Source organism: Ruminococcus sp. RTP21204st1_B2_RTP21204_210225 (genome assembly GCF_040914135.1).
Taxonomy (GTDB): domain Bacteria; phylum Bacillota; class Clostridia; order Oscillospirales; family Ruminococcaceae; genus Hominimerdicola; species Hominimerdicola aceti.
On sequence record NZ_JBCPGA010000038.1, the window covers coordinates 1 to 26,424 of the forward strand.

General features: G+C 39.9%; 28 protein-coding genes. 26 read left to right on the forward strand and 2 right to left on the reverse strand.

The window, feature by feature from the left end; translation table 11 throughout:
• The 7 genes from AB5123_RS11225 to AB5123_RS11255 form a co-directional block, all read left to right on the forward strand.
• Positions 1-1,305 (forward strand): hypothetical protein (locus tag AB5123_RS11225; protein ID WP_368364831.1); only part of this gene is annotated, 1,305 nt, incomplete at its 5' end.
• A 1,203-nt stretch (positions 1,306-2,508) separates the two neighbouring features.
• The gene (locus AB5123_RS11230) at positions 2,509-6,822 is read left to right on the forward strand and encodes a calcium-binding protein (protein ID WP_181984448.1); all 4,314 of its coding nucleotides are present in this window, start codon (positions 2,509-2,511) and stop codon (positions 6,820-6,822) included.
• 336 nt (positions 6,823-7,158) lie between these two features.
• A complete protein-coding gene (locus AB5123_RS11235; RefSeq protein WP_368364832.1) occupies positions 7,159-8,274 on the forward strand; it encodes a tyrosine-type recombinase/integrase in 1,116 nt (371 codons plus the stop codon).
• A 159-nt stretch (positions 8,275-8,433) separates the two neighbouring features.
• Positions 8,434-9,321 carry a sigma-70 family RNA polymerase sigma factor gene (locus tag AB5123_RS11240; RefSeq protein WP_368364833.1) on the forward strand — a complete coding sequence of 296 codons (888 nt, stop codon included), beginning with the start codon at positions 8,434-8,436 and terminating at the stop codon, positions 9,319-9,321.
• Positions 9,322-9,368: 47 nt separating this feature from the next.
• A complete protein-coding gene (locus AB5123_RS11245) occupies positions 9,369-10,697 on the forward strand; it encodes an NYN domain-containing protein (RefSeq protein WP_118157849.1) in 1,329 nt (442 codons plus the stop codon).
• 12 nt (positions 10,698-10,709) lie between these two features.
• On the forward strand, positions 10,710-11,201 hold the full coding sequence (locus AB5123_RS11250) for a hypothetical protein (RefSeq protein ID WP_368364834.1): 492 nt from the start codon (positions 10,710-10,712) through the stop codon (positions 11,199-11,201).
• Positions 11,202-11,421: 220 nt separating this feature from the next.
• Entirely contained in the window at positions 11,422-11,553 is a 132-nt protein-coding gene (locus AB5123_RS11255; RefSeq protein WP_117865030.1) for a DUF3789 domain-containing protein, read from the forward strand.
• Positions 11,554-11,766: 213 nt separating this feature from the next.
• Here the strand turns inward: AB5123_RS11255 and AB5123_RS11260 are convergent, their stop codons facing one another.
• Both AB5123_RS11260 and AB5123_RS11265 read right to left on the reverse strand, forming a co-directional pair.
• Positions 11,767-11,979, reverse strand: coding sequence for a sporulation initiation factor Spo0A C-terminal domain-containing protein (locus tag AB5123_RS11260; protein WP_117865032.1), 213 nt, complete (start codon positions 11,977-11,979; stop codon positions 11,767-11,769).
• Positions 11,980-12,112: 133 nt separating this feature from the next.
• On the reverse strand, positions 12,113-12,436 hold the full coding sequence (locus AB5123_RS11265) for a helix-turn-helix domain-containing protein (protein WP_117865034.1): 324 nt from the start codon (positions 12,434-12,436) through the stop codon (positions 12,113-12,115).
• A gap of 219 nt (positions 12,437-12,655) precedes the next feature.
• Here AB5123_RS11265 and AB5123_RS11270 point away from each other — a divergent pair, with 219 nt between their 5' ends.
• The 19 genes from AB5123_RS11270 (at position 12,656) to AB5123_RS11360 (ending at position 26,298) form a co-directional block, all read left to right on the forward strand.
• Positions 12,656-13,123 carry a low molecular weight protein-tyrosine-phosphatase gene (locus tag AB5123_RS11270; RefSeq protein ID WP_117893383.1) on the forward strand — a complete coding sequence of 156 codons (468 nt, stop codon included), beginning with the start codon at positions 12,656-12,658 and terminating at the stop codon, positions 13,121-13,123.
• Entirely contained in the window at positions 13,116-14,603 is a 1,488-nt protein-coding gene (locus AB5123_RS11275; RefSeq protein ID WP_368364836.1) for a DNA methylase, read from the forward strand. The genes AB5123_RS11270 and AB5123_RS11275 overlap by 8 nt, the downstream gene beginning before the upstream one ends.
• A gap of 66 nt (positions 14,604-14,669) precedes the next feature.
• Entirely contained in the window at positions 14,670-15,110 is a 441-nt protein-coding gene (locus AB5123_RS11280) for a hypothetical protein (protein WP_117938848.1), read from the forward strand.
• A 17-nt stretch (positions 15,111-15,127) separates the two neighbouring features.
• Positions 15,128-15,553 carry a hypothetical protein gene (locus tag AB5123_RS11285; protein WP_117865041.1) on the forward strand — a complete coding sequence of 142 codons (426 nt, stop codon included), beginning with the start codon at positions 15,128-15,130 and terminating at the stop codon, positions 15,551-15,553.
• Positions 15,554-15,556: 3 nt separating this feature from the next.
• Positions 15,557-16,513: a YafY family protein gene (locus tag AB5123_RS11290; RefSeq protein WP_117865043.1), complete on the forward strand. Its 957-nt coding sequence runs from the start codon at positions 15,557-15,559 to the stop codon at positions 16,511-16,513.
• 97 nt (positions 16,514-16,610) lie between these two features.
• A complete protein-coding gene (lexA, locus tag AB5123_RS11295; protein ID WP_117865045.1) occupies positions 16,611-17,207 on the forward strand; it encodes a transcriptional repressor LexA in 597 nt (198 codons plus the stop codon).
• 19 nt (positions 17,208-17,226) lie between these two features.
• Positions 17,227-17,454, forward strand: coding sequence for a hypothetical protein (locus tag AB5123_RS11300; RefSeq protein ID WP_242991976.1), 228 nt, complete (start codon positions 17,227-17,229; stop codon positions 17,452-17,454).
• Between the two features lie 474 nt (positions 17,455-17,928).
• Positions 17,929-18,456 carry a hypothetical protein gene (locus AB5123_RS11305; RefSeq protein WP_368364837.1) on the forward strand — a complete coding sequence of 176 codons (528 nt, stop codon included), beginning with the start codon at positions 17,929-17,931 and terminating at the stop codon, positions 18,454-18,456.
• 477 nt (positions 18,457-18,933) lie between these two features.
• Positions 18,934-19,173 carry a hypothetical protein gene (locus AB5123_RS11310; protein ID WP_195246793.1) on the forward strand — a complete coding sequence of 80 codons (240 nt, stop codon included), beginning with the start codon at positions 18,934-18,936 and terminating at the stop codon, positions 19,171-19,173.
• Positions 19,163-19,510 carry a type II toxin-antitoxin system PemK/MazF family toxin gene (locus AB5123_RS11315; RefSeq protein ID WP_117864168.1) on the forward strand — a complete coding sequence of 116 codons (348 nt, stop codon included), beginning with the start codon at positions 19,163-19,165 and terminating at the stop codon, positions 19,508-19,510. Before AB5123_RS11310 ends, AB5123_RS11315 begins: the two co-directional genes overlap by 11 nt.
• Positions 19,503-19,661 carry a hypothetical protein gene (locus AB5123_RS11320; protein ID WP_178182115.1) on the forward strand — a complete coding sequence of 53 codons (159 nt, stop codon included), beginning with the start codon at positions 19,503-19,505 and terminating at the stop codon, positions 19,659-19,661. The genes AB5123_RS11315 and AB5123_RS11320 overlap by 8 nt, the downstream gene beginning before the upstream one ends.
• A 12-nt stretch (positions 19,662-19,673) precedes the next feature.
• Positions 19,674-19,787 (forward strand): DUF3789 domain-containing protein, encoded by a 114-nt coding sequence (locus AB5123_RS11325; RefSeq protein ID WP_117877047.1) that lies wholly within the window; start codon positions 19,674-19,676, stop codon positions 19,785-19,787.
• Positions 19,788-19,858: 71 nt separating this feature from the next.
• Complete coding sequence (locus AB5123_RS11330) at positions 19,859-21,397, forward strand: recombinase family protein (protein ID WP_368364838.1); 1,539 nt, start codon at positions 19,859-19,861, stop codon at positions 21,395-21,397.
• An 87-nt stretch (positions 21,398-21,484) separates the two neighbouring features.
• Positions 21,485-22,423, forward strand: a complete 939-nt coding sequence (locus tag AB5123_RS11335; RefSeq protein ID WP_117865058.1) for a recombinase family protein — start codon at positions 21,485-21,487, stop codon at positions 22,421-22,423.
• The gene (locus AB5123_RS11340) at positions 22,362-23,978 is read left to right on the forward strand and encodes a recombinase family protein (protein WP_118052997.1); all 1,617 of its coding nucleotides are present in this window, start codon (positions 22,362-22,364) and stop codon (positions 23,976-23,978) included. Before AB5123_RS11335 ends, AB5123_RS11340 begins: the two co-directional genes overlap by 62 nt.
• 61 nt (positions 23,979-24,039) lie before the next feature.
• The gene (locus AB5123_RS11345) at positions 24,040-25,125 is read left to right on the forward strand and encodes an amidoligase family protein (RefSeq protein WP_368364839.1); all 1,086 of its coding nucleotides are present in this window, start codon (positions 24,040-24,042) and stop codon (positions 25,123-25,125) included.
• Positions 25,126-25,137: 12 nt separating this feature from the next.
• The gene (locus tag AB5123_RS11350; protein WP_118052999.1) at positions 25,138-25,641 is read left to right on the forward strand and encodes a gamma-glutamylcyclotransferase family protein; all 504 of its coding nucleotides are present in this window, start codon (positions 25,138-25,140) and stop codon (positions 25,639-25,641) included.
• 13 nt (positions 25,642-25,654) lie between these two features.
• Entirely contained in the window at positions 25,655-25,924 is a 270-nt protein-coding gene (locus AB5123_RS11355) for a hypothetical protein (protein WP_118053002.1), read from the forward strand.
• Between the two features lie 14 nt (positions 25,925-25,938).
• Positions 25,939-26,298: a hypothetical protein gene (locus AB5123_RS11360; RefSeq protein ID WP_117865066.1), complete on the forward strand. Its 360-nt coding sequence runs from the start codon at positions 25,939-25,941 to the stop codon at positions 26,296-26,298.
• Positions 26,299-26,424 lie beyond the last annotated feature (126 nt).

Sequence of the window (26,424 nt, forward strand, 5' to 3'; positions counted from 1 at the left end):
GCGTACAGGGACGATACTAATCGGGTCAAGACCGACGCTAAACAGACGGCGACGGAAATGAAAACAAGCAGTTTCAGCATGGATGTTGTAGACAGCGACTGGACGTATATTGAACTGCATACCGGGGCTGATGTCCACGATACGGTGATGGTGGGACGTTCCGAGTTTGACGAAGAACATTCGCCGAAAGGCAGACGTGAATGTTGGGAGCCGATTTTAGCTCCGGGAAAAACGTGGGAACAGATCTCTGAAATATGGAACAAGAACGAAGTCTTTGTTGAGGACGCTTTGTACGAAGCAGCTTCCGTGCTGGGAATTGAGCCGAAATATATGGTTTCTGATTATGAGGATTTTGAAAGCAAAGCAGACAAAGATACAAATATTATTCCGATGTTTTTCAAAAAGAAGAATGAAAGAACCCTGTCTTTGAATGCCGCATTTAAACAGGTTTTCGGAGAAGCTCTTGAACCGTTGGGTTTTGTAAAAATAAAAGTTGCTAAACTTACTTACTTTGTACGGGTGGTAAATGATGAAATACTGCATATTTTGACATATCGAGAGCTTCGGACACGAAAAACAGGTTATAAGTCTTTTGAAATTTTAGGTGGAGTTGTTTCACTTTATAGGCGAACGATAGATTTTACAAAGAGTCCGGAGTGTTGGCTGAAAAACAATCATCATTATTACTGTTCATTAAATCCTGAGATTGATGATGATGTAATGGAAAGTGCAGTCCAATATGTATGTGATGTATGGGGAAAAAGTATGGATTGGTTTGTTCGTACTGAGTCACTTGAAGGAGCTTTTAGCAAAAGTATAGTACACTTTTTATATAAATCAGACGACATTTATGGTATGAAAAATGCATTTAATGTAACCCAAAACGTTATGCTGCCGATTTTTGATGAAGCAATCAATCTCAACAACTGCATAGAGCATTTTTACAAACTTGGAACCCCAATGGATATTTGCTGCGATTTAGAGGAATTTAACACAAAACCTCATTATTACTATTCCGAAGGCCTTTTACTGATAAAGACAGGTTACAAAGGTGATATTACGCCATATATGGAAAATATTCTTGCAATGAAAGTAAAAGAAGTTGAGAAAGGCCTTTCCGGCCTTTCCGGAGCAACAGATATTAATGACTACAAAAATAGATTTCGTCAGAAGGTACAACAGCAAATTATCATTCGTGACCAAATGTTGAATGATGCAAAACTAAACACAAAGGTAACGGCAGAATTAAAGAAGCGCAGAACAGACAATATTCGAACTCTTAAATCGTTTGGGTTAGAAATATAAAATGAAAGGCTGGTTATTATGCATCAAAAATTTTTAAAATTAATTTCATTTATGTTGGTAGTATCACTATTACTATCAGTGGTAACAACATCAAATTTTCCTTCTTTGATTGTTTCAGCAGAAGAAAGTATATCAGAAGACAATAGAACTGAAGAAGAATCGAAAGAGGATGCAGTATTACTAACATCAATAACTGGAGATTGGAATAGGGCTAAAAGAGATGGTATAGTGCCTCCTTATGGTCAGTTCCATCATGATGTTCAAGATCATATTATTGATAAATATAAAAAAGATAATATTACAGATGAACATACAGTTACCTTTAAATCTGGACAAGCTCCAGTTGGAAACAAAACAGGAACTGGAAGAGCTGATTTATATTTTGAGGATGTTGAAAACGATATTGCTTATTTTTGGGAAGTGAAACCAGGCTCTTATTTGGAACCTTCCAAAATGATTGAAGGTCTAACTCAACTCGACAGGTATGTAAATAATACTTTACTGGAAGATGGGATAACCGAACACAGATATGGTAATACACCTTATAGTGATGAAAATATTTCATATATTAAGGGTGATCTTAGCTTAGCGGATATTTATAAAAAATTTAGTTGGAAACTTGGTAATATTGATATAAGTCAACTTGAGGGTCTTGATATTAGTTTTGATGGTATTTATGACACATCTCATAAGTATGTGATTTTAATTGCATATCTTCCAAGTGGATTAATACTTTACTGGTTTATACGAATTCCAGATTATAAACTTGACAATCTGTCTGATGTTCCCGATCTGTCACCATTTTGGTGGTTATTTGGATCGACATTTTTAAGTTATTGGTATCAAATTAATCAAAATCTTGGTAATGGTTCTGGTCTCGCTCCATCGCCAAGTTTTGTACCAAGTTTTGCACCGGACTTTGCGCCAAGTTTTGCGCCGGACTTTGCACCAAGTTATTCACCAAACTATTCACCAAGTTATTCTTATGCAAATGAAAGCGCAAATCAAGAAATCTTACAGCGTGAATTAGAATTATGGGAACAAGAGAAAAGCAGCAGTACAAGTATAGATACAGCAACGGTACTAAAGTATAGTATACCAGCTTTAGGTGGATTATGTGCAGCTGCTGGTATAATTAAATTGGCAACATCCGGCAAGCTTGATAGTGTTTCAAAATCAATTTCTGCGGCATGTACAACACTTATGATTACACTAAATCCAATTGTAGCAAGTGCTGAAAGTGTTGAAAACCCAGAAGAAGTAAATAAAGCTGTTGATGATTTTCTTTTAGCTGTGGAAGTTTTTATGGGAGAAGAATTTGCAGAAGAATTAAGACAAGCATTGCTTGCAAATGACGCAAAAAAAATAGATGAATTAATGAAAGAAATTCAAGAGGAATCCGGTAATTATGACAGAGCAGGCAAAGCCCAGCCACCCCGTGATCCTCTCATAATAGACTTAGGCGAATCAGGCATAGAACTGCGTTCACTTGAACACGGTGTAAATTTTGACCTTGACAATAACGGATTTGCAGAGAAAACAGCATGGATAGGTACAGAGGACGGGTTTTTAGCGTTAGACAGAAACGGAAACGGAAATATTGATAACGGCGGAGAGCTTTTCGGAGATCAGGTAATTCTTAAAGACGGTTCAAAATCCGAATCTGGCTTTGAAGCACTTGCAGAACTTGATGATAACAGCGATGGAATAATTGATAATAATGACATTGCTTTTGCTGATCTAAGAGTGTGGATAGACGCTAACCATAACGGAAAATCCGAATCAAATGAACTTAAAACTTTAAATGAAACAGGCATTGTTTCTATTAGCCTTGAACATTCGGAAGTCAGCTTTGTAGATGAAGAAACAGGTACGCGCATTGCAGAATCAGCAAGCGTTACAATTAACAAAAACGGAACTGTATCGATGGTGGATATCAGCGAGTTCTGGTTCCCTGTAAATTCATCTGATACAACTCAGGACGGCGTGGTTACAGCGGGTAATGTCCCAAATATAATTCAGGCTATCAATGATGATGAAAGCGGAGAATTACTTGAACTTTGCTATCGATTCAGCGAATCTACAGATATAACTATGAAACGCTACTGCCTGAAAAAGATTCTTTATAAATTAACAGATTCCGAAAGTATTTCAATCAACAGCCGAGGCGGCAATATCGACGCAAGAGATCTGCACGTGATCGAGCAGTTCATGGGACGTGATTTTGAGGGTGTAGGAGGTTCAAATCCGAACTCTAATGCAGCTTCAATATTAAAGGATATATATACAAACATAGAAAATCAGTATTACAATATTCTTAATATGTACTGTGGTCTTGGCGGCTATCTGAATGCAGTTTACGAATACGAGGACGAGAATGGCAACAAGAATCTAAACTTAGAGTTCTTAAATTATATATTTGATGAAAAAGCTGCTGAGGGAGAAAATATTGATTACTTAGTATATGACCTTGGCGTTTATCTCAAGTCGTACGATAAGATCAACGGAACATCATGCTTTACTGATTACAGTAATCACTATTCAGAGAATTATGCGGATATTGTTGAATCAACAATATCAGGTAACACATATCTTGGCACAGAAGCTAATGATTCGTATAGCGGTACAAGCAAAATTGATTTCATTTTCGGTGAGAACGGTAACGATAATCTCCGTGGCGGCAACGGAAACGACGCTATTAGTGGTGGAGCAGGCAACGATATCTTGTACGGAGATTCAGGCAGCGACATACTTATTGGCGGCGAAGGCAGCGACACTCTCGACGGCGGAACAGGTAATGACACACTGAAAGGCGGCTCTGGTGACGATACATACATTTTCGCAAAGGGCTATGGAAACGATACAATAATCGACTCCGAAGGATTGAATACTCTCAGATTCAAGGGACTTAAACCAAGCGATATTCTTGTAAACGGCACAGATGAATACGATGCAGCTATAACAATAAAGGGTACAAACGATACTCTTGTTATCAAGGATTTCCGCAAAGGTGAGGAATACCGTAATTACGATCTTGAATTTAACGGAGTTAAAATGCACGTTACCGATAAGGGCAGTCCGTTCAGACATATCTACGGCGGTAACGGCGACGATGTCCTCAAGGCAGTTGTAGATGATTCGGTTATGCACGCTTTCGGCGGTGACGATACCGTTTACGGCAGCAAGGGTGACGACATTATCTATGGTAACGAGGGCAGCGATACCATTTATGCAGGAAACGGAAACGACTTTGTTTACGGCGGTGCAGGAAACGATATTATTGACGGGGGCGAGGGAAACGACTTACTCTATGGAGGTTTCGGAGACGATACATATATTTTCGGCAAAAATTGCGGTACAGATGTAATAAACGATACCGAGGGTACTTCTGTTATCAAGCTCACGAACGAAGTTTCTCTTGCAGACCTTCGTATCGATTCGGTGGGCGAAGATGTTGTTATCAGTATAAGGGATACCGACGATAAACTCATAATCACAGACTTTAAGCAAAATCCCGATAACTATGTTCTTCGTATAGGAGATGAGGAAATCTCCGTTAAGGATAACATTACAGCAGAAGAAAAAGAGTTCCTTTCGGGTTCGGAAAACTACGACTATATCGTTAATGAGAATAAAACGGTTATCGCAGGCGGAGAAAGCGGAGACAGAATAATCGGTTCCGGCATGGACGAGTATATACTCGGAGATTCAGACAGCGATCAACTTCTTGCAGGCGGCGGAAACGACGTGATTTTCGGAGGTTCGGGAGACGACTACATTAACGGCGGAGACGGAGACGATATAATTGACGCAGGAACAGGCAATGACTTCATTGACGGCGGCAGCGGAAACGACATATATATCTTCAAGCCGGGATACGGCGCCGACTCCATTATGGACAGTGAGGGTGTTAACACTGTTATGTTCGGAGACGGTTTCATCGCCGGAGGCATCAAGGCATACCGTTCCAATTGGAACGATATTCTCATTACCTTTGACGGCTTTGAGGATACTCTTACCATTAAGAATTACTGCATCAGCAAGGAGGCAAGAAACTTCACACTTGTATTTGCCGACGGAACTGTCGTAGAAGCAGCAGATCAGAACAGTCCTCTCAGAACTATTTACGGCACTGACGGCAGCGAGTATATGATCTCCATTTATGAGGATGGCATTACAAAACTCGGTCAGGACGGCGACGATCAGCTTGTAGGCAGCAACGGAAACGACTTTCTCTACGGAGATAAGGGCAGCGACAGACTTACAGGCAACGCAGGAAACGATGTTCTTGACGGCGGTGAAGGCAATGACTTCCTTTACGGAGGCGCAGGCAACGACACATATATTTTCAAAAAAGGCTACGGTACAGATACTATCGACGACGGCGAAGGGACGAATACTATTGAGATTTACGGATATTCAGCAAATCAGATAAAGGCTTACCGTACAAACTGGAACGATATTACCGTTACCTTTGAGGGTTCTGATGATAAGCTTGTGATCGAGGGATTCTTCACTTCCGAGGCAAACAGAAATTTCTATCTTACGTTTAACGGCGGTTCTAAGCTTCACGCAACCGCGTCCAACAGTCCTCTGAGGACTATTTACGGAACTGAAAACAGCGATTACATCGCAGCTATGGACGACAGGGGTGTAACTCTTATCGGAGAAAACGGCAGCGACAGCCTTAACGGAGGAAACGGCGCAGATAAGCTGTACGGAGGTATCGGAGACGATCAGCTTTACGGAAGCGGCGGAAACGATATTCTTGACGGAGGCGAAGGCAGCGATTATCTATATGGCGGATCAGGAAATGATACATACATCTTTAATATCGGTTACGGCACAGATACCATCAGCGACAGCGAGGGCGTCAACACGATCTCATTCGGCAGCGGTATTTCGGCGGATATGATAACAGTTTACAGAACAAACTGGAATGATCTTACCATTACATTCGAAGGTATTGAGGACAAGCTGATCATTCAGGGTTACTTTACATTTGAGGATAACAGAAATTTCAATGTGAACTTTGCAGACGGAACAAGATATGCATATGACAGTGAAGAAAATCCGCTGAAACAGGTACACGCAACAGAATATGACGACTGGATGTCCGCATGGAGTGATAACGGTGTTGTCATTCACGGTGACGGAGGAAATGATACGCTTAACGGCGGAGAAGGAAACGATGTTCTGGACGGAGGTGTTGGCAGCGACTATCTATATGGCGGCAACGGAAACGACACATACATATTCGGAATAGGATACGGATCAGATATTGTTGAAGATAATGACGGTGAAAACAAGATCGTTCTCAACGAGATTACGTTGGATATGATAACATTCAGTATTAATGAAAACGGTTATCTGATAATTTCTATCAATGACAGCGAGGACGTTCTTACAATCAAGAACTTTAATTCTGAGTTATTTGCATTTGAATTTGCTGACGGAATTATCGGAACTGTAAATGCTGATACAGCTGAGTTTACGCAGACCATCTTAGAAGATTAATCCAGCGAATTAAATAAGCTTAAATATAAAAAAGCGGCTTCATCGGTGAAGTCGCTTTTTTTATACAAATAAGAAATTAAACCGTCAGACTAAAAAATACCAAGTATATATAGCTTAAAAGGCGCGTACTTTCGGAGGTACGCGCCTTTATTTCGCATATTCAGTTACTATGCGAAACATATTTTAGCTTGTTTTTATGCTGATTTAGATACTATTATATCACAAATTCAAATTAATGTAAACCTTTTTTCGAAGAAAAAATCATAAAATGCGCAAAAAAATACTGAAAACTAAAAAATAAACCGTCAGAAAATCAGTCAGATTGGAGGAATGTTAATGGCTAAAAGAGGAAGTAATATCTATAAACGCAAGGACGGCCGCTTTGAAGGCAGGGTATCTGTTGGATATAAAGAAAACGGAAAGACGAAATACCGCTACGTTTACGGTCACAGCCTTGCCGAGGTCAAGGAGAAAATGGCACAGGTCTATTCGGGAAAGAATACACAGGAACAGTCTAAAAATAAAATGATTGTCAGGGATATCGCAGAGCAATGGCTTGCTGAGAAAAAGCTGACGGTCAAAGCGGCAAGCTATACAAGTTACCGTAATCTGCTCAATAATCATATTTATCCGGAGTTTGGGGGAATTCGGTATACCGCGCTTACCAAGCAAATGTTAAACAGATATATGTCCGAACTGCTCGTATCGGGCAGAGAGGACGGCAGCGGAGGACTTTCGGTTAAGACTGTAAGAGATGTGATCGTTGTTCTGAAATCGGTATGCAGCTATGCTCATAATGAGTATAACTTTTCAAATCCTGCCGAGAACATTAAGCTGCCAAGAATAGAGAAAAACAGCGACGAGCAGGCTGTTTTGGACAAATACGAAAGAATAAGACTTAAACAGTATGTTATGTATAATCCGGATAGAACCAATATAGGTATCTTGCTTTGCCTGTATACCGGACTTCGTATTGGAGAACTCTGCGCCTTAAAAAGGCAGGATATCGATTTCCAAAATGAACAGATCAGCGTAACCAAGACGATTCAGCGTATCTCTTATGATGACGGTACGACGGAGATCGTTGTAGGTTCACCAAAAAGCGTCACATCCGTTCGTGATGTGCCAATACCTGAATTTGTATGTAAGGAGCTGATTAAATTCAAAGGTTCGGCGCATTCATATATTTTATCCGGATACGGAACACCTGTTGAACCGAGAACTATGCAGAACAGGTTCAAGTCAGTTCTTAAACAATGCGGAATTCGTGATATGAATTTCCATTCGCTCAGACATACCTATGCAACTATGTGCGTTGAAAAGGGGTTTGATCCAAAAGCATTAAGCGAGCTGCTCGGTCACGCTGACGTTTCAATTACCATGAACCGCTATGTGCATTCTTCTGCCGAAATTAAGAGGAAATACGTGAGCCGTCTGAATTTTTCGGCATGATTTAAACCGTCAAATTTACAGTCAAAACAATAGAAAACCTGCGTATTTGCGTGGGTTTTCTTGCCTTTTGCTGATAGTAACTGAATATGCGAAAAAGTACTTCAACCATAAATATTATACCCGAAAATAAATGAAAATGCATATCAAGGAAGTAATTTGATGAATATTGACTCAGCTAAAAAGGAAGTGAAAGCGTTTAAAAGAATTGATGAGCGTTACAATGAAGTATATAAACGATGTATAGAATTGTGTCCCGATATGAGGAATTTGGTAGAACAAATAAGTCATATAAATCCGCCAAGAGCAAACGAATATAAGGAATTGTATCTGCGAAAACAAAACGGTGATTCCAAAGCCACAAACAGAATGATTGAAATGTATTTGCGTACAGCGTTGAGATTTTCACTCGATGCAGCCGAGAAAACCTCTTTGCCGTTGGACGAAATATTTTCCGAGGCAGTGATAGGACTTGCTGAATATGTCCAACGATACGATCTTCAAAAGAATAGATTGTTTTCAAGCTATATTATTTCGGGAATCCATCAAGGTATTAACACATATATCCGTCAGAACAGCAGTTATATCCCCTTGCCTGCGCAGTTTGCCCAAACCGTAGAGATAGTAAAAGCCGAAAAGGAAAAATACAGTTCGGACTCATATTACTATATGTCTAAAAAAATAAGCGAGGTAACAGGGCTCAAGCTGAAAGAGGTGGAATTGGCTCTTTACTATACCGAACCGCCCATTTCCTACGAGGACTACTGTAAACACAGGCATAACATTGCTTATAACGGAGAAAAATATATTATTGATCGTATTTATTGGAAGAATGTCAAGGAAACATTTAAAAACGTTATAAGCGCCTTGACCGAAAGAGAACAGAAAGTGATTCGGCTGAAATATGGATTAAGCCTTTGCGGAAAGCATTCGGTTAAGGAAATTGCTGATATGTTTTATGTAGATAAAGAACGAATAATAAGCATCGAAGAAAAAGCCCTCAGAAAATTAAAACGTAACGAGGAAATAAGAAAACTATGGGAGTTGTAATCATATAATTTTTTTGATATAATAATTAACAGAAAGGAGCGGTGCATATGACAGTAGACACCAAAGAAATAGTAACAACTATCGGATATATGATCGGTGTGAAAAAGAATATATTGGAGCAATGCTTCGGCGAAGAGTATCACGAACTTTTGCAGACTTTGTACGTCAATAAGGAAACTTCGATAATCAGGTATTTGTGTAAGCTTCGTACAACGCTTATGCAGAAATTCAAAAAGACCGACGATGAAATGAGGTTTAATCTGAAAAATCTCAACAGTATGGACTTTTACGATCAGGATAATATAAAGCAGCTTGAAAAATGGGGATTTGAGATAATAAAACCAAATTACCGCTCTGAAAAATATATGCTTGACCTTGCAGGGCTTATTAGCGCAAATATTGATAACTGCTTCGAGTTGTTCCCCGATTGGGTAAACTGGAACTACATTAAGGATTTATTTGTAATACCTCAGTATACGAAAAAAGGCGTTCTTAAAAGTGAATTCAACATATATATGAAAAATATAGAATACTATCCGTTTCAGATGTATATTCATTGGAAACCCGAAGATCACGGCAGCATACTTTATACGGACGGTAAATTTTTAGGTATAATATATAGGCAGCATAACGATATTTTTACCGATTTTACAAAATACAAGGACGCTCACAGCGAAACAAAAAATAATATATATGATTTTATTGACCGCAGCTACAAAACGGCAATTGCAGTCGACTGCGAAAATTCGGACGTATATAAGCTGTACAGCGTTCTGAAAAATCTCAATCAGGATGAATTATCGAAAATAGAAAAAATAGTTTTATATGACGATTATCATACGACAAGCGGATGGGACTGGCTTGAAAAATTCACTAAAATACCGATAGAACACATAGAAGTCAACCGGGTCACCGATCAGAAATCATTGGTAGATATAAAGATGACGGCGGGAGTGTGTACCGATTACTATGAAAATAATATAACGTCCTTTATTTTAGTATCGAGCGATTCCGATTACTGGGGACTCATATCAACCCTTACAAAAGCGGAGTTCTTGGTAATGTATGAACATTCCAAATGCGGACAGGCTATCAAACGAGCGTTGTCGGAGCATAATATTTACTACTGCTCCATAGACGACTTCTGTTCGGGTAATATTGAAGAACTGAAAAAAGCGGTATTGTTCAGCTGTCTTGAAAAATATCTGCCCGAAATCATCAGCCTAAACGGAAAGGAACTGGTAAGGAAAATTTATGAAGAAGCAAGGATCAGCGCAAGCGAAAAGGAAATGGAAAATTTCTACGACAGATATATAAAGACGTTAAGGCTCAGAGTTGATAACGACGGTAATTTTACTGTAGAAATCTGCAAGTAAGGGTGACGCAGCTTGGATAAAATAAATTATGAAGAAATTTATGATCATTGCAAAGCTATCTGCCCGGAAATGCAAAGCGTAATTGAATATGTACGTAATATTTCTTCTTCAAATAAAGAAATAAAAAATACCGTCGACAGACTTAAAGGCGGAGATATGCCCGCAGTAAAAAGATATGTTGAGCTGTACATGAAAAAAGCGCTGATGTATTCATTGGCAGCGGCAAAGCAGAGCGGACTGCCTTTGGACGAGCTGTTTTCAGAAGCCGTGTCTGTGGCAGCACAGCGAGCCGTAGATTTAGCGGAACATAATATAAAGAAGGTTACTTTAATGTCTTCAATGTCTTCCGATATAAAAAACAGACTTCAAAAATATATATTTGAATACAATGATTTCTCACGATATGAAATATCAGAACTTAAAGTCGGCTATGACGGAGAAAAACTTATGCTCAAAAAGATATGTACGCCTGAGTTTAACGATCTGCTGAACGAAGCTATGTAAAGTCTGCCTTATAAACATGAGATCATTCTGAATATGAGATACGGAATTAACCGCCGTAAATGCGCAATAAAGCAAATTGCACAGAAATTCAATTTATCGAAGCAAAGTATATATGCTACGGAAAAGAGAGCATTGATTAAATTGCATGAATCAGAAAAATATGCGGAACTGCTCAGTGTATATCTGGATTTTATTTGAATATAGACCGGGAGGAATGTAAATGCTTTGGTTTATCTTGGGCAGTATATTTGGCGGAACAATAACGCTTTTTACGTCAGCATTATGTTTGGCAGCCAAGCAAAATGACGATATAGAGCAAAATAAAGAAATAGAAAATAAGCATAAGAGATAAACTCAGAAATCAATAAGTGCATACCGCATATACGGTTGCATTTTTCATATAAATAAATGCCGTCTGCTTTTCTTCGGCAGACGGCGCCTCTCTATGTCTATATACCAAAAATGTACGGCAAGTCAGCTGGAGCTGGAACAGAAAATGATCGAATACAGGATATGGTATTCGGATAAATAAAAAAATCCGTCTGTTTTCAGGCGGATTTTTCTGTTATTGATTTAAATTACTGCATACTTTGCGGCTTAAATAACGTATCAATTTCTCAGGAGTAGGTTCTTTTCCGTTTTTACAAATTTCTGCCCAGCGTTTTTGTACCTGGGGATCTTTTGACTGCATTGCAGCGTGAATTACAGCTTGTATTTCACGTCTGACCTCTTCCTCTGATACGTTATGTATTTTGGCTACCTGTTTTATTACATTCATAATATGCTGCTCCTTTTATATAACTAATGGTAATCTATATGACTGTTAGTTATTATATCATGAAAACAGTAATAAGTCAATAAAAATAAGACAAAGTCTGTGGTTTTGCACAGACTTTGTAAAAAAACGCTTATTATTCTGCAAATTCAAGCAGAGTTTCTATCACAGCGTAAATACGCTTTTGTTCTTTTGGCGGAAGATTGTTTATTTTATCCAGGACAAGAGAGCTTTTTATTTCATAGCTTGCATTAAGAACGTCGCATAAAAGCATATCTGATGTGATTCCAAGCGCATTTGCAATATTGACCAAAGTATTAAGCGACGGAGTTTTATCGCCTCGCTCAAGCATTCCGATATAATTCGGAGTCAGATCAGCCATTTCAGCAAGTGCTTCCTGTTTTATTCCCTTTTCGATTCTGTATTTCTTTATATTTTGTCCGACAGTTTTCAAATCCATAATATTACCTCACTAACAGTTGTATTCTCTGACTAATAGTATATATTATTTGTTCGGTAATTTACACAAACTAAAAGGAATTTATAACAACTGACAGTTAGATATGACATAGCGGCTTGAAGCCAGTATTTCTTTACAAATCGTTGAAAACATGATATAATGGATACAATTAAATTCAATGAATGTTATCGGCATTAAAAAGTAACAGCGGAGAATAATATGATTAGAATAATGTTTGTCTGTCATGGCAACATCTGTCGTTCGCCAATGGCAGAGTTTATCATGAAAGACCTTGTGAGAAAAGAAAATCTTACATCGCAGTTTGTGATCGCATCAAGTGCAACAAGTACGGAGGAGATCGGCAATCCTGTTTATCCTCCTGCAAGAGCAGAACTCAAATGTCATAATGTGTATTGCGACGACGGAAAATATGCCATTCAGCTAAAAAAGAGCGACTACGATAGATACGATCTGTTTGTGGTTATGGACTCTAATAATGTGAGAAATATCAGACGTATTTTTAAAGACGATCCCGAAAACAAAATACACAAGCTGCTTGAATATGCAGGCAGAAACGATGATGTTTCAGACCCTTGGTACAGCAGACGGTTTGATGTTGCGTTTGCGGATATTTACGAGGGCTGTTCCGCATTGCTAAACGAACTTACGGAGAACAAAAATGTCTGAAAAAACCTACATCGCCATAGATCTAAAATCGTTCTACGCTTCGGTAGAATGTACAGAACGTGGACTTGACCCCATGATCACAAACCTCGTGGTAGCCGATGAAAGCCGTACCGAAAAAACAATATGCCTTGCCGTTTCGCCGTCGCTGAAAGCATACGGCATACCCGGACGTGCAAGACTTTTCGAGGTAGTGCAGAGAGTCAAGCAAGTAAATAATCAGCGCCAAAGGGAATGCAGAGGATTTCTGTTAGGTGAATCCTATGACGATAACGAACTGAAACGGGATAAGTCACTTGCGGTTTCATATATCGTCGCACCTCCGCAGATGGCACACTATATGGAAGTCAGTACGCAGATATACAACATCTATCTGCGATATATTGCTCCAGAAGATATCCACGTTTATTCAATAGACGAAGTTTTCATTGACACAACAGGTTATCTGAGCACTTACGATATGACGGCAAGAGAGCTGACAATGAAGCTGATACGGGAGGTGCTTCAGGAAACGGGAATAACCGCCACCGCAGGAATAGGAACAAATATGTATCTTGCAAAAATCGCAATGGACATTGTGGCAAAGCATAACCCTGCCGACGAAAACGGAGTAAGAATCGCAGAGCTTGACGAAATGTCCTACCGCAGACAGCTATGGTCGCACCGTCCTCTGACTGATTTCTGGCGGGTTGGACAAGGATATGCCAAAAAGCTTGAGGAACGATATATGTTCACAATGGGCGATATTGCTGAGTGTTCAATATACAACGAGGATCTGCTGTACAAGCTGTTCGGAGTAAACGCCGAGCTGCTTATAGATCACGCATGGGGCTGGGAGCCTTGTACCATTGCAGACATCAAAGCGTACAAGCCCGAAAACAACAGTATCAGTTCAGGACAGGTACTTCAATGCCCATACAGCTTTGAAAAAGGCAGGCTTATCGTCCGTGAAATGACCGATCTGCTTGTGCTTGATCTGGTGGACAAGGGGCTGGTGACAGATCAGATGGTTCTGACGGTTGGTTACGATCACGAGGGCGTTCCCGACAACTACAAGGGTACGGTAAGTAAAGACCGTTACGGACGGAAAATTCCGAAATCGGCTCACGGCTCAATAAATATCGGAAGGTTCACTTCGTCTACTAAATTAATTCTTGATAAGGTTTCGGAGTTGTATGACAAAATAGTTGACAAAAGTCTTATGGTGCGGAGAATGTATGTGGTTGCAAATCATGTTGTCCCCGAACAATCCATAGCTGACGAAGAAAGCTATGAACAGCTTGACCTGTTTACGGATTATGCGGCTCTTGAAAAACAGAGGGAAGAAGAAAGTAAGCGGCTTGAACGTGAGGAGAATATGCAGAAAGCCATGCTGAAAATCAAAAAGAAGTACGGCAAGAACGCTATTCTGAAAGGTATGAACTTTGAGGAGGGCGCTACGACGATCGAGCGCAACGGTCAGGTCGGAGGGCATAAGGCGTGAAAATATTTAAGTAGTAAATTCAGGATTTGAAGAGTTATATTATGAAAGGTGCTGGATAAATACAAAATGAGAATAGATTTTTTTGAAACAAATAATGGAATGGATACACGCGCTGTCGGTGCAGGCGTATATATGATTGAGCTTGAAAATAGAATAACCAAAAATAAAGTTTGCCTATATATAGGTGAATCCGTATGGATCGCATCAAGATGCGGCGTGCATTTATACTCTCTCTATGAGAATCCAAGTTACTTTGGATTGGAAAAAGATGATATAGAAAATGATGATTTTATTCTGAAGTTTAGTGTCGTAGAAACGATTGACGATAAGAAAAGTGTTCTGGGATGTGGGCAATATAAAGAATTAGAATTAGGTGCTATTAAGGACAATAAACCGCTAACTCAATTAGATACCAGTGATAGGCAGATTAAAGATATTGAGAAAAAAGTATTAAAAGTTCAAGATGAATTATTAAAACAAGGGCTTAAAAAGAACATCAAAATCTGATTTTAGAGATGAAAAATATGCATGATAATAATGAAAAAGATAGCCGCTATGCGGATATAATCAATCTTCCTCACCATACCTCAAGCAAACATCCGAGAATGTCTCGGGAAAACCGTGCATCCCAGTTCTCCCCGTTTGCGGCTCTTACAGGCTATGATTCCGAGATCAAGGAAACTGCAAGGCTTACAGATGAAAAGATTGAACTTGATGAAGATAGAATATATGATATTAACGCAAAACTTCAATATATAAAAGATAATATTGACGTTAAGCCCGAAATCACGGTAGAATATTTTATTTCGGACGAAAAGAAATCCGGAGGCGCTTATGTGACTCTGAACGACAGGGTCAGAATAATTGACGAATATGAACGCACGATAGTGTTTGTCAGCGGAAAAAGAATTAATATCGACGACATTTACGGAATACTTTTGAGTAGGTGAAATATGAATAAGCTTCTGGCTTTGCTCCAAATCCTCATAAAACAAACAGACGAAAATCATAAGTTGACAACAAATCAGCTTATTGAAAAACTTGCAGAGCAAGGCGTGGCAGCTCACAGAAATACTATTCCTGCGGATATCGAAAGGTTAAGAAACGCAGGCTATGATGTTATCTGCGATAAAAGTACACAGAATAAATATTTTATCGGAAGCAGAGGATTGGAGTCCGCAGAAATAAAAATGCTCTGCGACGCCGCAAACGCAGCACAGTTTATTTCGGAAGAAAAATCAGCAGAGCTTATAGACAAGCTGTTTTCACAGTTAAGTGTTTATCAAAAGAATGAGATAAAGAGTTTAATTCAGCAGCCGAACGAAAATAAAGCGGACAATAAAAGCATATATTATGCCGACGCTATAAATACAGCTATTACACAGTGCAGGAAAATCCGGTTTCAATATTACGAATATAACGAAAAAAGAGAAAAGGTTTTAAAGCATAACGGATATACATATACGGTCAGTCCTTATGCCGCCGTGTGGAATGATGACAGGTATTATTTGGTGGGGTATTGTGAAAAGCATAAGGATATAACGGTTTTCCGAATAGACAGATTAGCGAATATATCCATTATGGAAAGCATTGCAATACCGTGTCCGAAAGATTTTGTGCTGAAAGACTTTATAGCTCAAACCTTTAAAATGTTCAGCGGAGAACTTGAGACCGTTACGCTGAAATGTAAAAACAAACATATGAAAGCAATAATAGATAAGTTCGGCGATGATATAGAAACACATAGCTGTGATAAACATTTTTTCACTGTAAAGATAAATGTCGAGCTGAGTCCTACGTTTTATGCTTGGGTATTTCAGTATCGGGGTGAAATATGTATACAATCTCCACAAGAAGCAGTTGACCGATTTGTGCAAATGGGAGAAAGTGTGTTCAAGGTGCATAAGTAATTGTGCACCTCTTTTTTTATCTATTGACATCAAATTCAATAGGAGTTATAATATATGCATAACGAAATGAATATTACAGTTAGAGAGGCATATAAAAATGCGTCACAAGAATCCCGAATATTTCAAAAGAATTATAGCTTTTATAGACGATTATACGGCAAATTACGGCTCATCGCCAAGCATAAAGGAAATATCAGTCGGTACAGAACTGTCTGACGCTACCATTTGCCGCTATATGCAGGAAATGAAAGCAAACGGAGAACTGGACTATGGCGGCCATCGCAGTATTGTTACAAAACGCCGGAAGCAAACGCTTTCCGAAACTGTAGAAATTCCTGTTCTTGGTTCAATCTCCTGCGGCCTTCCGAAGTTCGCAGAAGAAAATATCGAAGAATACGTAAGACTTCCGGTTTCTTTGTTTGGCAGAGGCGACTTTTTTCTTCTCAGAGCCAACGGCGATTCCATGATTGAGGCAGGGATAGATTACGGTGATCTGGTGCTTATCCGACAGCAGAACTGTGCTGAACCCGGCGATATAGTGGTCGCTCTTATTGATGATGAAGCTACGCTTAAGCGTTTTTACCCGGAAAATCACAGAATACGTCTTCATCCCGAAAACAGCGAAATGGATGATATCTACGTGGATAACTGTATCATTCAGGGCGTCGCTGTAAATGTCATAAAAAATCTTTAATAAGAATATGGAGATAAGAATGAAAATATATAAAACTGCAGGGGAAGATGAACCGGGCGGTATGAACGTATTCGCTCGTCTTCAACGCTGGCATTGTCCGAACTGCGGAGAAATAGCAGCGGGATATCCTAACAAAAGCAATATTACCAGAGTTGAATGCAAACGCTGTCATATAACAATGCTGAGAAAGCAAAAAGGCAGGCATCACGATATTATCGAGATATTTGAAAATATCAGCGAATATTAAAACAAAATACGGTGTGTAGACGGTAAGGTCGGGCTGAAACAGCGCTGCGTGTAAATCCTTTATCAGGGTCACATACTTTGATCACCGATTGGTTTATCCAAACCTATTGACTAATGTCAATTAACATGAGAGGCCGTCGGCAGGATAGATTCCGAAAGGAGTTTGTCTTGTCGACGGCTTTTTTTATTAGATCAATATTCAACGCCTGATATGCATTAGGGCTGAGGATACAAAATATGGTCGTTTTGCAAAATGCAAAGCAGCATATTCAGTACCCTTTCTTTAGTGCGCCTTTTTTCAGGCAAAATGGAGTCTGTGTGCTGAATGCAGACTCCGTTTTTTGTGTCCTTATACCGAAGTATCGGGAGAAAGGACAATTATGTTTTATACAGTAAAGTGGCTGTGTATAACCGCTAAATATCCGTAAGCCTTCGTTTTGATTCAAACAAGAAAAATCAAAACGGAGGACTTACAATGAAAACAAAATATTTTGAATACAACAGAAACGGCGGAAGCGAAAAATATTCCGAATTTACAGAGGAAGAATACCTCAAAGCCAAGGAAGATGAAAACCGCTGGTTTATCAGCTTCGGCGACAGCGTTCTGGAATGTGAGGAAAGCCAGTATACGGATCACTTTTCCAAGAAGGATCACGGAGAATATACGCAAAAGGATAGGAACTGGAAGAAGGTTATTCCGGTTTCGCTGGAACAGTATACATACGGCGGAAATTACGAGCAGAAGATTCTCAATGACAGTACAGTTGTTCCGCTTGAGGAGCGCATCTTAGAGCAGTTAGGCTTGGAACATGACTTGGTAAAGCTCAAAAAGGTCATGAAAAAACTCAAGCCATACGAACGTGAAATTATTTATCAGCTTTTTTGGATGAATAAAAGTCAGAATGATCTTGCCATGAAATATAGTGTTACCAGACAAACAATGCACGAAAAAGTACATCGTATTTTGGTGAAAGTGCTGAAATTATTTGAAAACGAAAAATAAATCCCTTACAAATCTCAATTTCGTTGCCAGTAAGTAGTGAAGGGGAAAATCGATGAAACTAATTCGGAGAATTTTCTCGACAGAATCTTGACAACCGAATATCAACTCTGCAAGTACGTTAATCACACGGTCGGTATGAAATCTCGGCAGCCAAATGTGATGTCCGCCATGACCTTGAAAAAGCGAGCGATAAAGACAAGTCACAGACCTTTGGACAGCAGCCAAAGTCGGCGATGAAACGTGTGAGGATAATGATACTTCCCAATGAGGGCTAAAAGAGCGGGTGAAACGCCCATGATGCGGTTACGCTGACCGCAGCTTGCAGAGTTCCGCCGTGACGGTCGTTGAGAACAAATATCACGGAAAATCGTCTGAAACTAACGAATCAGACGAAGGCAAAACGAAGTTATACGGCGGTTTGCGTTATAGCAGACCGCCATTTACATATTAAATTCACAAGAACAGGAGGCTGATAGTATGAATGATATATCAGAAGAAAAAGAAACGCCGAAGCTATTTGACTTTCAGCTAAAATCAAGTAGATTCGGCATTGATGTTAGAATCCCGTGCATAAAGCTTTCAGATAATCACCCATGCAAAGGCTGTGTGTGGTATGACAGGAATACAGACGTACTGTTCTGTCCGTTTCATAGCTGTGTAAGATACAGAAAAGGCTTTGACGTTCCAAAGAAAAAGGTGAATGAAAATGCTGATTAAACGTGGAGATATATTTTACGCTGATTTGAATCCCGTTGTCGGCTCAGAGCAAGGCGGTATTCGTCCTGTGCTGGTGGTACAGAATAATGTGGGAAACAGGCACAGCCCAACGATCGTGGTTCTTCCGCTTTCGACGGCAAAAAAGCATTATCTTCCCACTCATATTCATATCCGAGGTTCAAAAACATTGCCCAAGGATTCAATCGTGCTTGCGGAACAGATACGGACGATAGACAGATACCGATTGAAAAGTTACGTGGGTTCAGTTGATTTTGAACTTATGGAAAAAGTAGAAAAAGCGATGAAAATAAGTATAGGAGTTGATTTTGATGACTAAATTTGGACAAGCAGAATACAGCGATTTTATGGCGAGAGTATTTGCGGACAAGCTTGATGAAATTCTTGAAGCAGCCGACAAACAGAATTTTAACAGCAAAAATACGGAAGATATATACGGTCAGTTCCCGTCTTCAAGGGACGCAGCATAAGGGGGTTAAGAAATGTTAGGATTTATTATTGGATTGCTTGCAGGCGGTACAGCGGGAGTAATCACAATGTGTCTTTGCACTGCGGCAAAGCAGGCAGATGAAAATATGTCAAATTCGGACAAGTAATTTTGTCCGGTTTGGTGATACCTTTCTGAAAAGATTTGTGGTATCCTTGTTGGTAAAACGGAGGTGAGGAAATGCCGACAGTAACGGTTATACAGCCGACAATAGCAGAAGAAAAAGCAGTCAAGATACGTTGTGCCGCATATTGCCGAGTAAGTTCCGACAGCGAAGATCAGCTCAATTCCTTTATGGCTCAGACAAGGTATTACAGTCAGGTTTTTGAGGATTCGGAAACAGAGGAACTCATCGACATATATGCTGACGAGGGTATCACAGGAACCCGTGAGGACAAGAGTGACGAGTTTCAGCGAATGTTAAAGGACTGCCGCAAGGGTAAGATCGACAGGATTTACACCAAGTCAATCAGCCGCTTTGCCCGAAATACAAGGGATTGTCTGAAGAACGTAAGAGAACTGAAATCCCTTGGTATCACAATATATTTTGAGAAAGAGAATATTGATACTGCCAACATGACCGATGAAATGATGATAACGATCATGGGCGGTTTGGCGCAGGAGGAATCCACTTCGATTTCACAGAATATGCGGTGGAGTATTAAAAAGAGAATGCAAAATGGAACATATAGAAACTCATGTCCCCCATTTGGATATACCGTTCAAAATGACACGCTTGTTGTAAATGAGGAACAGGCTAAAATTGTAAAACAAATTTTTAACTGGTACAATGAGGGCTATGGTTTGCAAGCAATTGCTGATACGCTTAATAGCATGGCTGTTCCGAGCAGTCAAACAGCTGAACGGTGGCACGCATCAAGTGTAAAGTATGTTCTTTCTAATGAAAGATATATTGGTGATGCGCTTTTTCAGAAAAAATACAGAACTGAGACGCTTCCAACCATGCAAAAACGTAATCGTGGAGAAAAGCCCAAGTATTATGTTCAGTCCGTAAATACGCCAATCATTGATAAAGATATATTTTATTCAGTACAGGAGTTGTTGAATAAAAGACACAGAGAGTATATCAATAACAATCATTTTTTATCTAAAAGAATTTTATGCAGTAAATGCGGTGCAACATATAAATGTGTTAGCAGTAAAAACTCTGTATTTTGGACATGCCGGACCCATAATAACAAAGCAAGCGATTGTTCCAATGGACGAATCGCCGATATCAAAATTTATGCAGCATTTGTGAGATTATGCAATAAACTGCTGTACAATTACAAAACTGTTCTTATACCGCTGCAAACAGCATTGCAGGATTTGAAGCTCAGAAAATTCAGCGGCAAAACTCAGGTGATGGACATTCACAAAGAAATCGCCAAGCTTCGTGAACAAACTCACGTCCTCGCAAGGCTGAAAACAAAAGGATTTCTGGACGAGGCTAAATACATTGAGCAGACTACGGAGCTTACGGCAAAAATCAATAAGCTGCAAACAGATCTGAAAAAGCTTACACGCTCCGATGACGAGGACGAAACTCTGAATCAGATCGAAATGTTAATCGACTTTTTTGAAATGCGCGATAAGCCAATAACCAAGTTTGAAGAATCAGCATTTGAGAGTATAGTTGAGAGGATCGTTGTAATCAATCAACATGAGTTGGAATTTCACTTGATCGGCGGATTGAAATTTAAAGAAAAGATAAAATAGACAAATTCATTATCATAGATTTAGTGCCTTTGGATATAGCTATTTCAAAGGCTTTGTGGTATTGTTATAAGCGGAGGTGACATTAATATGGCAAAAAACAGAGTAATACCGTTTGGTTACTGCATGAAGAACGGAGTGATAACAACTGATCCCAAAGAGGTATGCGCTGTTGCGACGATTTTCAGTGAATATCTTTCAGGCAAAAGCCTACTGCAAATTGCCAAGCTAATGGAAAGTGAGAAAATTCGCTACAATACAGATTCAGATAAGTGGAACAAAAATATGGTCAAGCGGATAATCGAAAATGAGAAGTATCTCGGTACCGACAAATATCCGCAGTTGATCGCCGAGGATATTTTCAGACGAGCAAATGAAAAGCGGATACGGAAAGCAACTACGTTTAATCTGATATCCGATGATTTACAGGAAATCAGAAATCGTACATACTGTGCCGAATGTGGTCACAGACTTTCAAGAATTGGCGGCAATTCGAAATATGAACATTGGGATTGCAGAAATCCCGATTGCTGCAAATTTGAATATCAGCTGACTGATCAGATGATAATCGGAGCAGTGCTGACTGTTCTGAATTCTGCAATAGCTAATCCAAGTTTATTGGAGTCCGGCGGCGAGATCAGCATTTATTCACCTACTGCCGATATAGTCCGTCAGCAAAATGAAATCAACCGTATGACCGATTCAATCCAAGTAGATTTTGACAGAGCTAAAGCAGAGATTTATAAACTTGCTGAGATGAAATACGACTGCTGCACTTACAATGACAGCCCTCAGAAAACAGATAAAATCAAGGCTCTGCTTGAAAATCACGAACAATTAAATACGTTGGATATTGGCTTATTCAAAGCGTGTGTTTCACGAATTTGTATAAGCCATTTTTGTACCGTAGAGGTTGAGCTTATCAACGGAGTGAGAATTAAAAATATAACGGAAAGGAAGATCGAAAATGAGCACAGCGCCGAATGTAACAGTAATTCCTGCGAAAGTGCAGACAGCGGAAAGTCGTGATAAATACCACCAATTAAGAGTTGCCGCATACTGCCGAGTGTCAACCGAACTGGAGGAACAGCAGAACAGCTATCAGGTTCAGATTGCATACTACACAGATCTTATTAACAAAAAGAAAGAATGGACTCTGGCAGGAATTTTTGCCGACGAAGGAATTTCTGGCACCCAGACAAAAAAGCGTACCGAGTTTAACCGCATGATCCGTATGTGCAGAAACAAGAAAATCGACCTTGTGATCACAAAATCCATAAGCCGATTCGCAAGAAATACCGTGGATTGCCTTGAATATGTCAGACAGCTTAAAGACTTGGGAATCGGAGTTATTTTTGAAAAAGAGAACATAAACACGCTGACAATGACCTCAGAATTTATGATTGCTCTGTACGGAAGTTTTGCTCAGGCTGAGAGTGAATCGATAAGTAAAAATGTAAGCTGGGGAAAAGAAAAAGCTTATCGTGAGGGTAAGGTACAATTTCAGTACAAGCATTTGCTTGGCTACAAAAAAGGAGCGGACGGCAAGCCGGAAATAATCCCCGAAGAAGCCGAAACGGTAAAACTGATCTACACCATGTTTCTGGACGGTCATTCGATGAAAAATATCGCATTGATATTGCACGTCAAAGGCATACATACCAAAACAGGTAGCACGGAATGGCGGACCAATACAATAACGAGGATTTTACAGAACGAAAAGTATGTAGGCGACGCGCTCCTTCAAAAAACGTTTACCTCCGACTGTATCACTCACAAAGTTGTGAAAAATCACGGCGAACGTCCGATGTATCTTGTGACCAACCATCACGATCCGATAATTGACCGAGACACCTACAACCGAGTCCAGCAGGAGCTTGCAAGACGCAATTCCAAACGGAAGATTTCGGATAAAACGGTTACGGAACAAGGCAAGTACAGCAGCAAATATGCCTTGTCTGAGCTTCTTATCTGCGGACACTGCGGTACGCCTTACAGAAGAACCACTTGGGCGGCTCGAGGAAAAAAGCAAATCGTTTGGAGATGTCTGAGCCGATTGGAGCATGGCAAAAAATATTGTCCAGATTCACCCACTATAAAGGAAGAACAGCTGCATAGAGGAATACTCAGGGCGATCAACAATTACTATTCCTGCCGTAACGATATTGTGAGGATTTTGAAAGCAAATATCGGTTCGGTTTTGGAATGTCAGGGACAGGAAGAAATCCTTTCCGTAGAAAAGCGGCTGAAAGAGATCGATCAAGCAAGGACTGATTTAGTCAACTTAATAGCTTCGGGCGGCTGCGACGAGGACAAGCTTGACAGCGAGTTTGCAAAACTGTATGCTGAAGAACAAGGCTTAAGTGAGCGGCTTACAATGCTGAAATCACAGAACAAGACTTCAGAAGAAACTCAGGCAAAGCTTGATAAAATTATGGATATGATAGAGCATGAGAAATTTGAGTTGGAAACCTTTGATAATGTACTGATAAGAAAGCTGATCGAGTGCGTAAAAATACTGAGCAAGACCGAAATACTGGTTATTTTCAAAGGCGGTTACGAGGTCAGAACGGAAATTGAATAACGATTAAAATTTACGGCTTGCGGAGAAAATCTGCAAGCTGTTTTTGTTGGGAGCTGGTTATTTGGCAGGCAATTTTGAGGGGATAAAAACTCAGCGTTTCGGTGTGGAAGTAGAATGCACAGGCTTAACAAGGTCGGCAGCGGCAAAAGCGGTCGCAAAGGTTTTAGGCGGCTTGAGCGAGCATTACGGCGGCAGTTATGACAGATACGATGTTTACGACGGTAAAAATAGGCGTTGGAAAATCATGTCCGATGCAAGTATCAGATGTACGAATAAAAACGGGAATCCGGCTTCCAAGCTGTATTCCGTCGAGCTTGTAACTCCTATTCTGGAATACGAGGATATGGCGACGCTTCAGGAAGTGGTTCGTTCTATTCGCCGAAGCGGAGGCGTTTGCAACGAAACAACAGGAATCCATATTCATATTGATTTTGCTCCATATAACGCGCAAAAGCTTCGTAATTTAGTAAACATTTTTGCAAGTAAAGAGGATATGCTCTATCAGGCTTTGCAAGTAAATTCGGATCGTGAGCAGCATTATTGCAGAAAAGTGGACAAGCGTTTTCTTGAAGAACTTAACCGAAGAAAACCAACTGACTTGCAGACGATAAAAAGGCTATGGTACGGCGATGACCGTGAGTATCACTCACATTACGATCCGTCACGGTATCGTTGCCTGAATTTACACCCAGTGTTTACAGATAACAATATCGAGGTAAGAGCGTTCAACGGTTGCCTGAATGCAGGAGTTCTCAGGGCATATATTTCACTGGTTCTGGCAGTCAGCAATCAGGCTCTGACTCAGAAATCAGCAAGTTCCCGTGTGACACAGAGTGAAAATCCTCGCTATACGTTCCGTACATGGCTTATCCGAATAGGTCTGAACGGGCAGGAGTTTAAAAACTGCCGCAAGCACTTGCTTTCACATCTTGAGGGTAATATTGCGTGGCTTCATCCCGAAGATGCCGTTAAACAACGTGAAAGGCTGAAAGCAGAACGACAAGCCGCCCGTGAGCAGCGTGTCGAGCCTGTAAGCGAGGTTCAGCAGTTAAACGAAAATGTACCCGATGAAAATTTCGAGCCGTCAGAGAGCGAATGTGAGGACTTTGAAGAAGATGAAGAAATGGGCATGGAAATGTCTATGTGATCGGAGGTAAAAATGAAAAATAAACAGCTATACATTGCCTATGGCAGCAACATCAATCTTAAACAAATGGCATATCGGTGTCCGCATTCAAAGGTTGTGGGAACATCGGAGATCAAGGATTATGAATTGGAGTTCAGAGGCGTTGCGACTATTGTGCCTAGCAAGGGTACAAGTGTTCCTGTTCTTATCTGGGAGCTTGATGAAAGAGATTTGCCTACCCTAAACCGTTATGAGGGCTATCCGAGGCTTTACAGACAGGAAAAAATGTCTTTTGATTTGGATGGCAAAGAAGTCTTAGGCATGGCATATCTGATGAATTATGGGGAACTTTCTCCGCCAAGTCAGCAGTACTACAATACGATTTTACAGGGTTACAGAGAGAACGGTCTGGATGAAAAATATCTTCAAACAGCTTTGGAAAATTCGCTGTTCCTTGAACATTCCGTAAATGACGAGTTGTATGAGGACGAATTTGAAGATTACGACCTTGACGACGATATGCAGATGAGATTTTAAGGAGAGTGGTTGAATGAAATACAAAGGATTTTATGTGAAGATTACTCCCGATACTGATCTGCATCGGGAGGACAAGGACGGAAATGATATTCGCTGTGAGGGCTTCACTATTGAAGTTTTTGCGGATGAATCCGAAAAACTCGAAATCGATGTTTTTTCAGTGGCAGTTGATTTTGAACTGCTGAAAGACAGTCTTGAAGAAGCGGAGCAGTTTGCTATGGATTATATCGACTGCGAGGAAAAAGAGTATTGCAGGATGATTGACGAGTTTAATAAAAATTAACGTGGAAGTAAATGATGATCACAAAAAAGACTTTTATGACAATAGTTAATGCTTTGGATTTCGGTATTTGCAAATGCAGGCAATTCTGCGAGGTTAATAATTTATCTTTAGAAGAAACAAATGAGTTCATACACGGCGGTAATTTGCAGAATGATTTGCTGAAAATGCTTGAAACGGTTATGCTCGATCGCTACGGTATTATCCGTGATTTTATTTATAAGCGCGATGAGAACGGCGAATTATTCTTTGGCATTCCGCAGCGAAACGGTGTTATTGAGATTTACCTCATAACGAGCTCAGAAGAATTATATGAATATTTGCTGGAACAGGCAGCGGGAGCATTATTAAATTTTATACCAAGCGATATGAGATAATTCTTTTAGATATGGGTTGTATAATCGAGTACAGCCCCGTACATATTAAAAAATGTAGGTTTGTCAATCATATTGGACACTATTATTAAGAAATTCGATAGGCGAAAACCATTTGAGGGGACGCAT

What these genes read in the sequence shown, in the direction of transcription:
- AB5123_RS11340 (WP_118052997.1), top strand. Translation starts at nt 22,362, where the DNA reads ATGAGCACAGCGCCGAATGTAACAGTAATTCCTGCGAAAGTGCAGACA.
- AB5123_RS11330 (WP_368364838.1), top strand. Translation starts at nt 19,859, where the DNA reads ATGCCGACAGTAACGGTTATACAGCCGACAATAGCAGAAGAAAAAGCA.
- AB5123_RS11275 (WP_368364836.1), top strand. Translation starts at nt 13,116, where the DNA reads ATGTCTGAAAAAACCTACATCGCCATAGATCTAAAATCGTTCTACGCT.
- AB5123_RS11285 (WP_117865041.1), top strand. Translation starts at nt 15,128, where the DNA reads ATGCATGATAATAATGAAAAAGATAGCCGCTATGCGGATATAATCAAT.
- AB5123_RS11310 (WP_195246793.1), top strand. Translation starts at nt 18,934, where the DNA reads ATGAATGATATATCAGAAGAAAAAGAAACGCCGAAGCTATTTGACTTT.
- AB5123_RS11290 (WP_117865043.1), top strand. Translation starts at nt 15,557, where the DNA reads ATGAATAAGCTTCTGGCTTTGCTCCAAATCCTCATAAAACAAACAGAC.
- AB5123_RS11270 (WP_117893383.1), top strand. Translation starts at nt 12,656, where the DNA reads ATGATTAGAATAATGTTTGTCTGTCATGGCAACATCTGTCGTTCGCCA.
- AB5123_RS11235 (WP_368364832.1), top strand. Translation starts at nt 7,159, where the DNA reads ATGGCTAAAAGAGGAAGTAATATCTATAAACGCAAGGACGGCCGCTTT.
- AB5123_RS11230 (WP_181984448.1), top strand. Translation starts at nt 2,509, where the DNA reads ATGATTACACTAAATCCAATTGTAGCAAGTGCTGAAAGTGTTGAAAAC.
- AB5123_RS11260 (WP_117865032.1), bottom strand. Translation starts at nt 11,979, where the DNA reads ATGAATGTAATAAAACAGGTAGCCAAAATACATAACGTATCAGAGGAA.
- AB5123_RS11315 (WP_117864168.1), top strand. Translation starts at nt 19,163, where the DNA reads ATGCTGATTAAACGTGGAGATATATTTTACGCTGATTTGAATCCCGTT.
- AB5123_RS11300 (WP_242991976.1), top strand. Translation starts at nt 17,227, where the DNA reads ATGAAAATATATAAAACTGCAGGGGAAGATGAACCGGGCGGTATGAAC.
- AB5123_RS11240 (WP_368364833.1), top strand. Translation starts at nt 8,434, where the DNA reads ATGAATATTGACTCAGCTAAAAAGGAAGTGAAAGCGTTTAAAAGAATT.
- AB5123_RS11360 (WP_117865066.1), top strand. Translation starts at nt 25,939, where the DNA reads ATGATCACAAAAAAGACTTTTATGACAATAGTTAATGCTTTGGATTTC.
- AB5123_RS11335 (WP_117865058.1), top strand. Translation starts at nt 21,485, where the DNA reads ATGGCAAAAAACAGAGTAATACCGTTTGGTTACTGCATGAAGAACGGA.
- AB5123_RS11245 (WP_118157849.1), top strand. Translation starts at nt 9,369, where the DNA reads ATGACAGTAGACACCAAAGAAATAGTAACAACTATCGGATATATGATC.
- lexA (WP_117865045.1), top strand. Translation starts at nt 16,611, where the DNA reads ATGCGTCACAAGAATCCCGAATATTTCAAAAGAATTATAGCTTTTATA.
- AB5123_RS11280 (WP_117938848.1), top strand. Translation starts at nt 14,670, where the DNA reads ATGAGAATAGATTTTTTTGAAACAAATAATGGAATGGATACACGCGCT.
- AB5123_RS11255 (WP_117865030.1), top strand. Translation starts at nt 11,422, where the DNA reads ATGCTTTGGTTTATCTTGGGCAGTATATTTGGCGGAACAATAACGCTT.
- AB5123_RS11355 (WP_118053002.1), top strand. Translation starts at nt 25,655, where the DNA reads ATGAAATACAAAGGATTTTATGTGAAGATTACTCCCGATACTGATCTG.
- AB5123_RS11305 (WP_368364837.1), top strand. Translation starts at nt 17,929, where the DNA reads ATGAAAACAAAATATTTTGAATACAACAGAAACGGCGGAAGCGAAAAA.
- AB5123_RS11325 (WP_117877047.1), top strand. Translation starts at nt 19,674, where the DNA reads ATGTTAGGATTTATTATTGGATTGCTTGCAGGCGGTACAGCGGGAGTA.
- AB5123_RS11320 (WP_178182115.1), top strand. Translation starts at nt 19,503, where the DNA reads ATGACTAAATTTGGACAAGCAGAATACAGCGATTTTATGGCGAGAGTA.
- AB5123_RS11350 (WP_118052999.1), top strand. Translation starts at nt 25,138, where the DNA reads ATGAAAAATAAACAGCTATACATTGCCTATGGCAGCAACATCAATCTT.
- AB5123_RS11265 (WP_117865034.1), bottom strand. Translation starts at nt 12,436, where the DNA reads ATGGATTTGAAAACTGTCGGACAAAATATAAAGAAATACAGAATCGAA.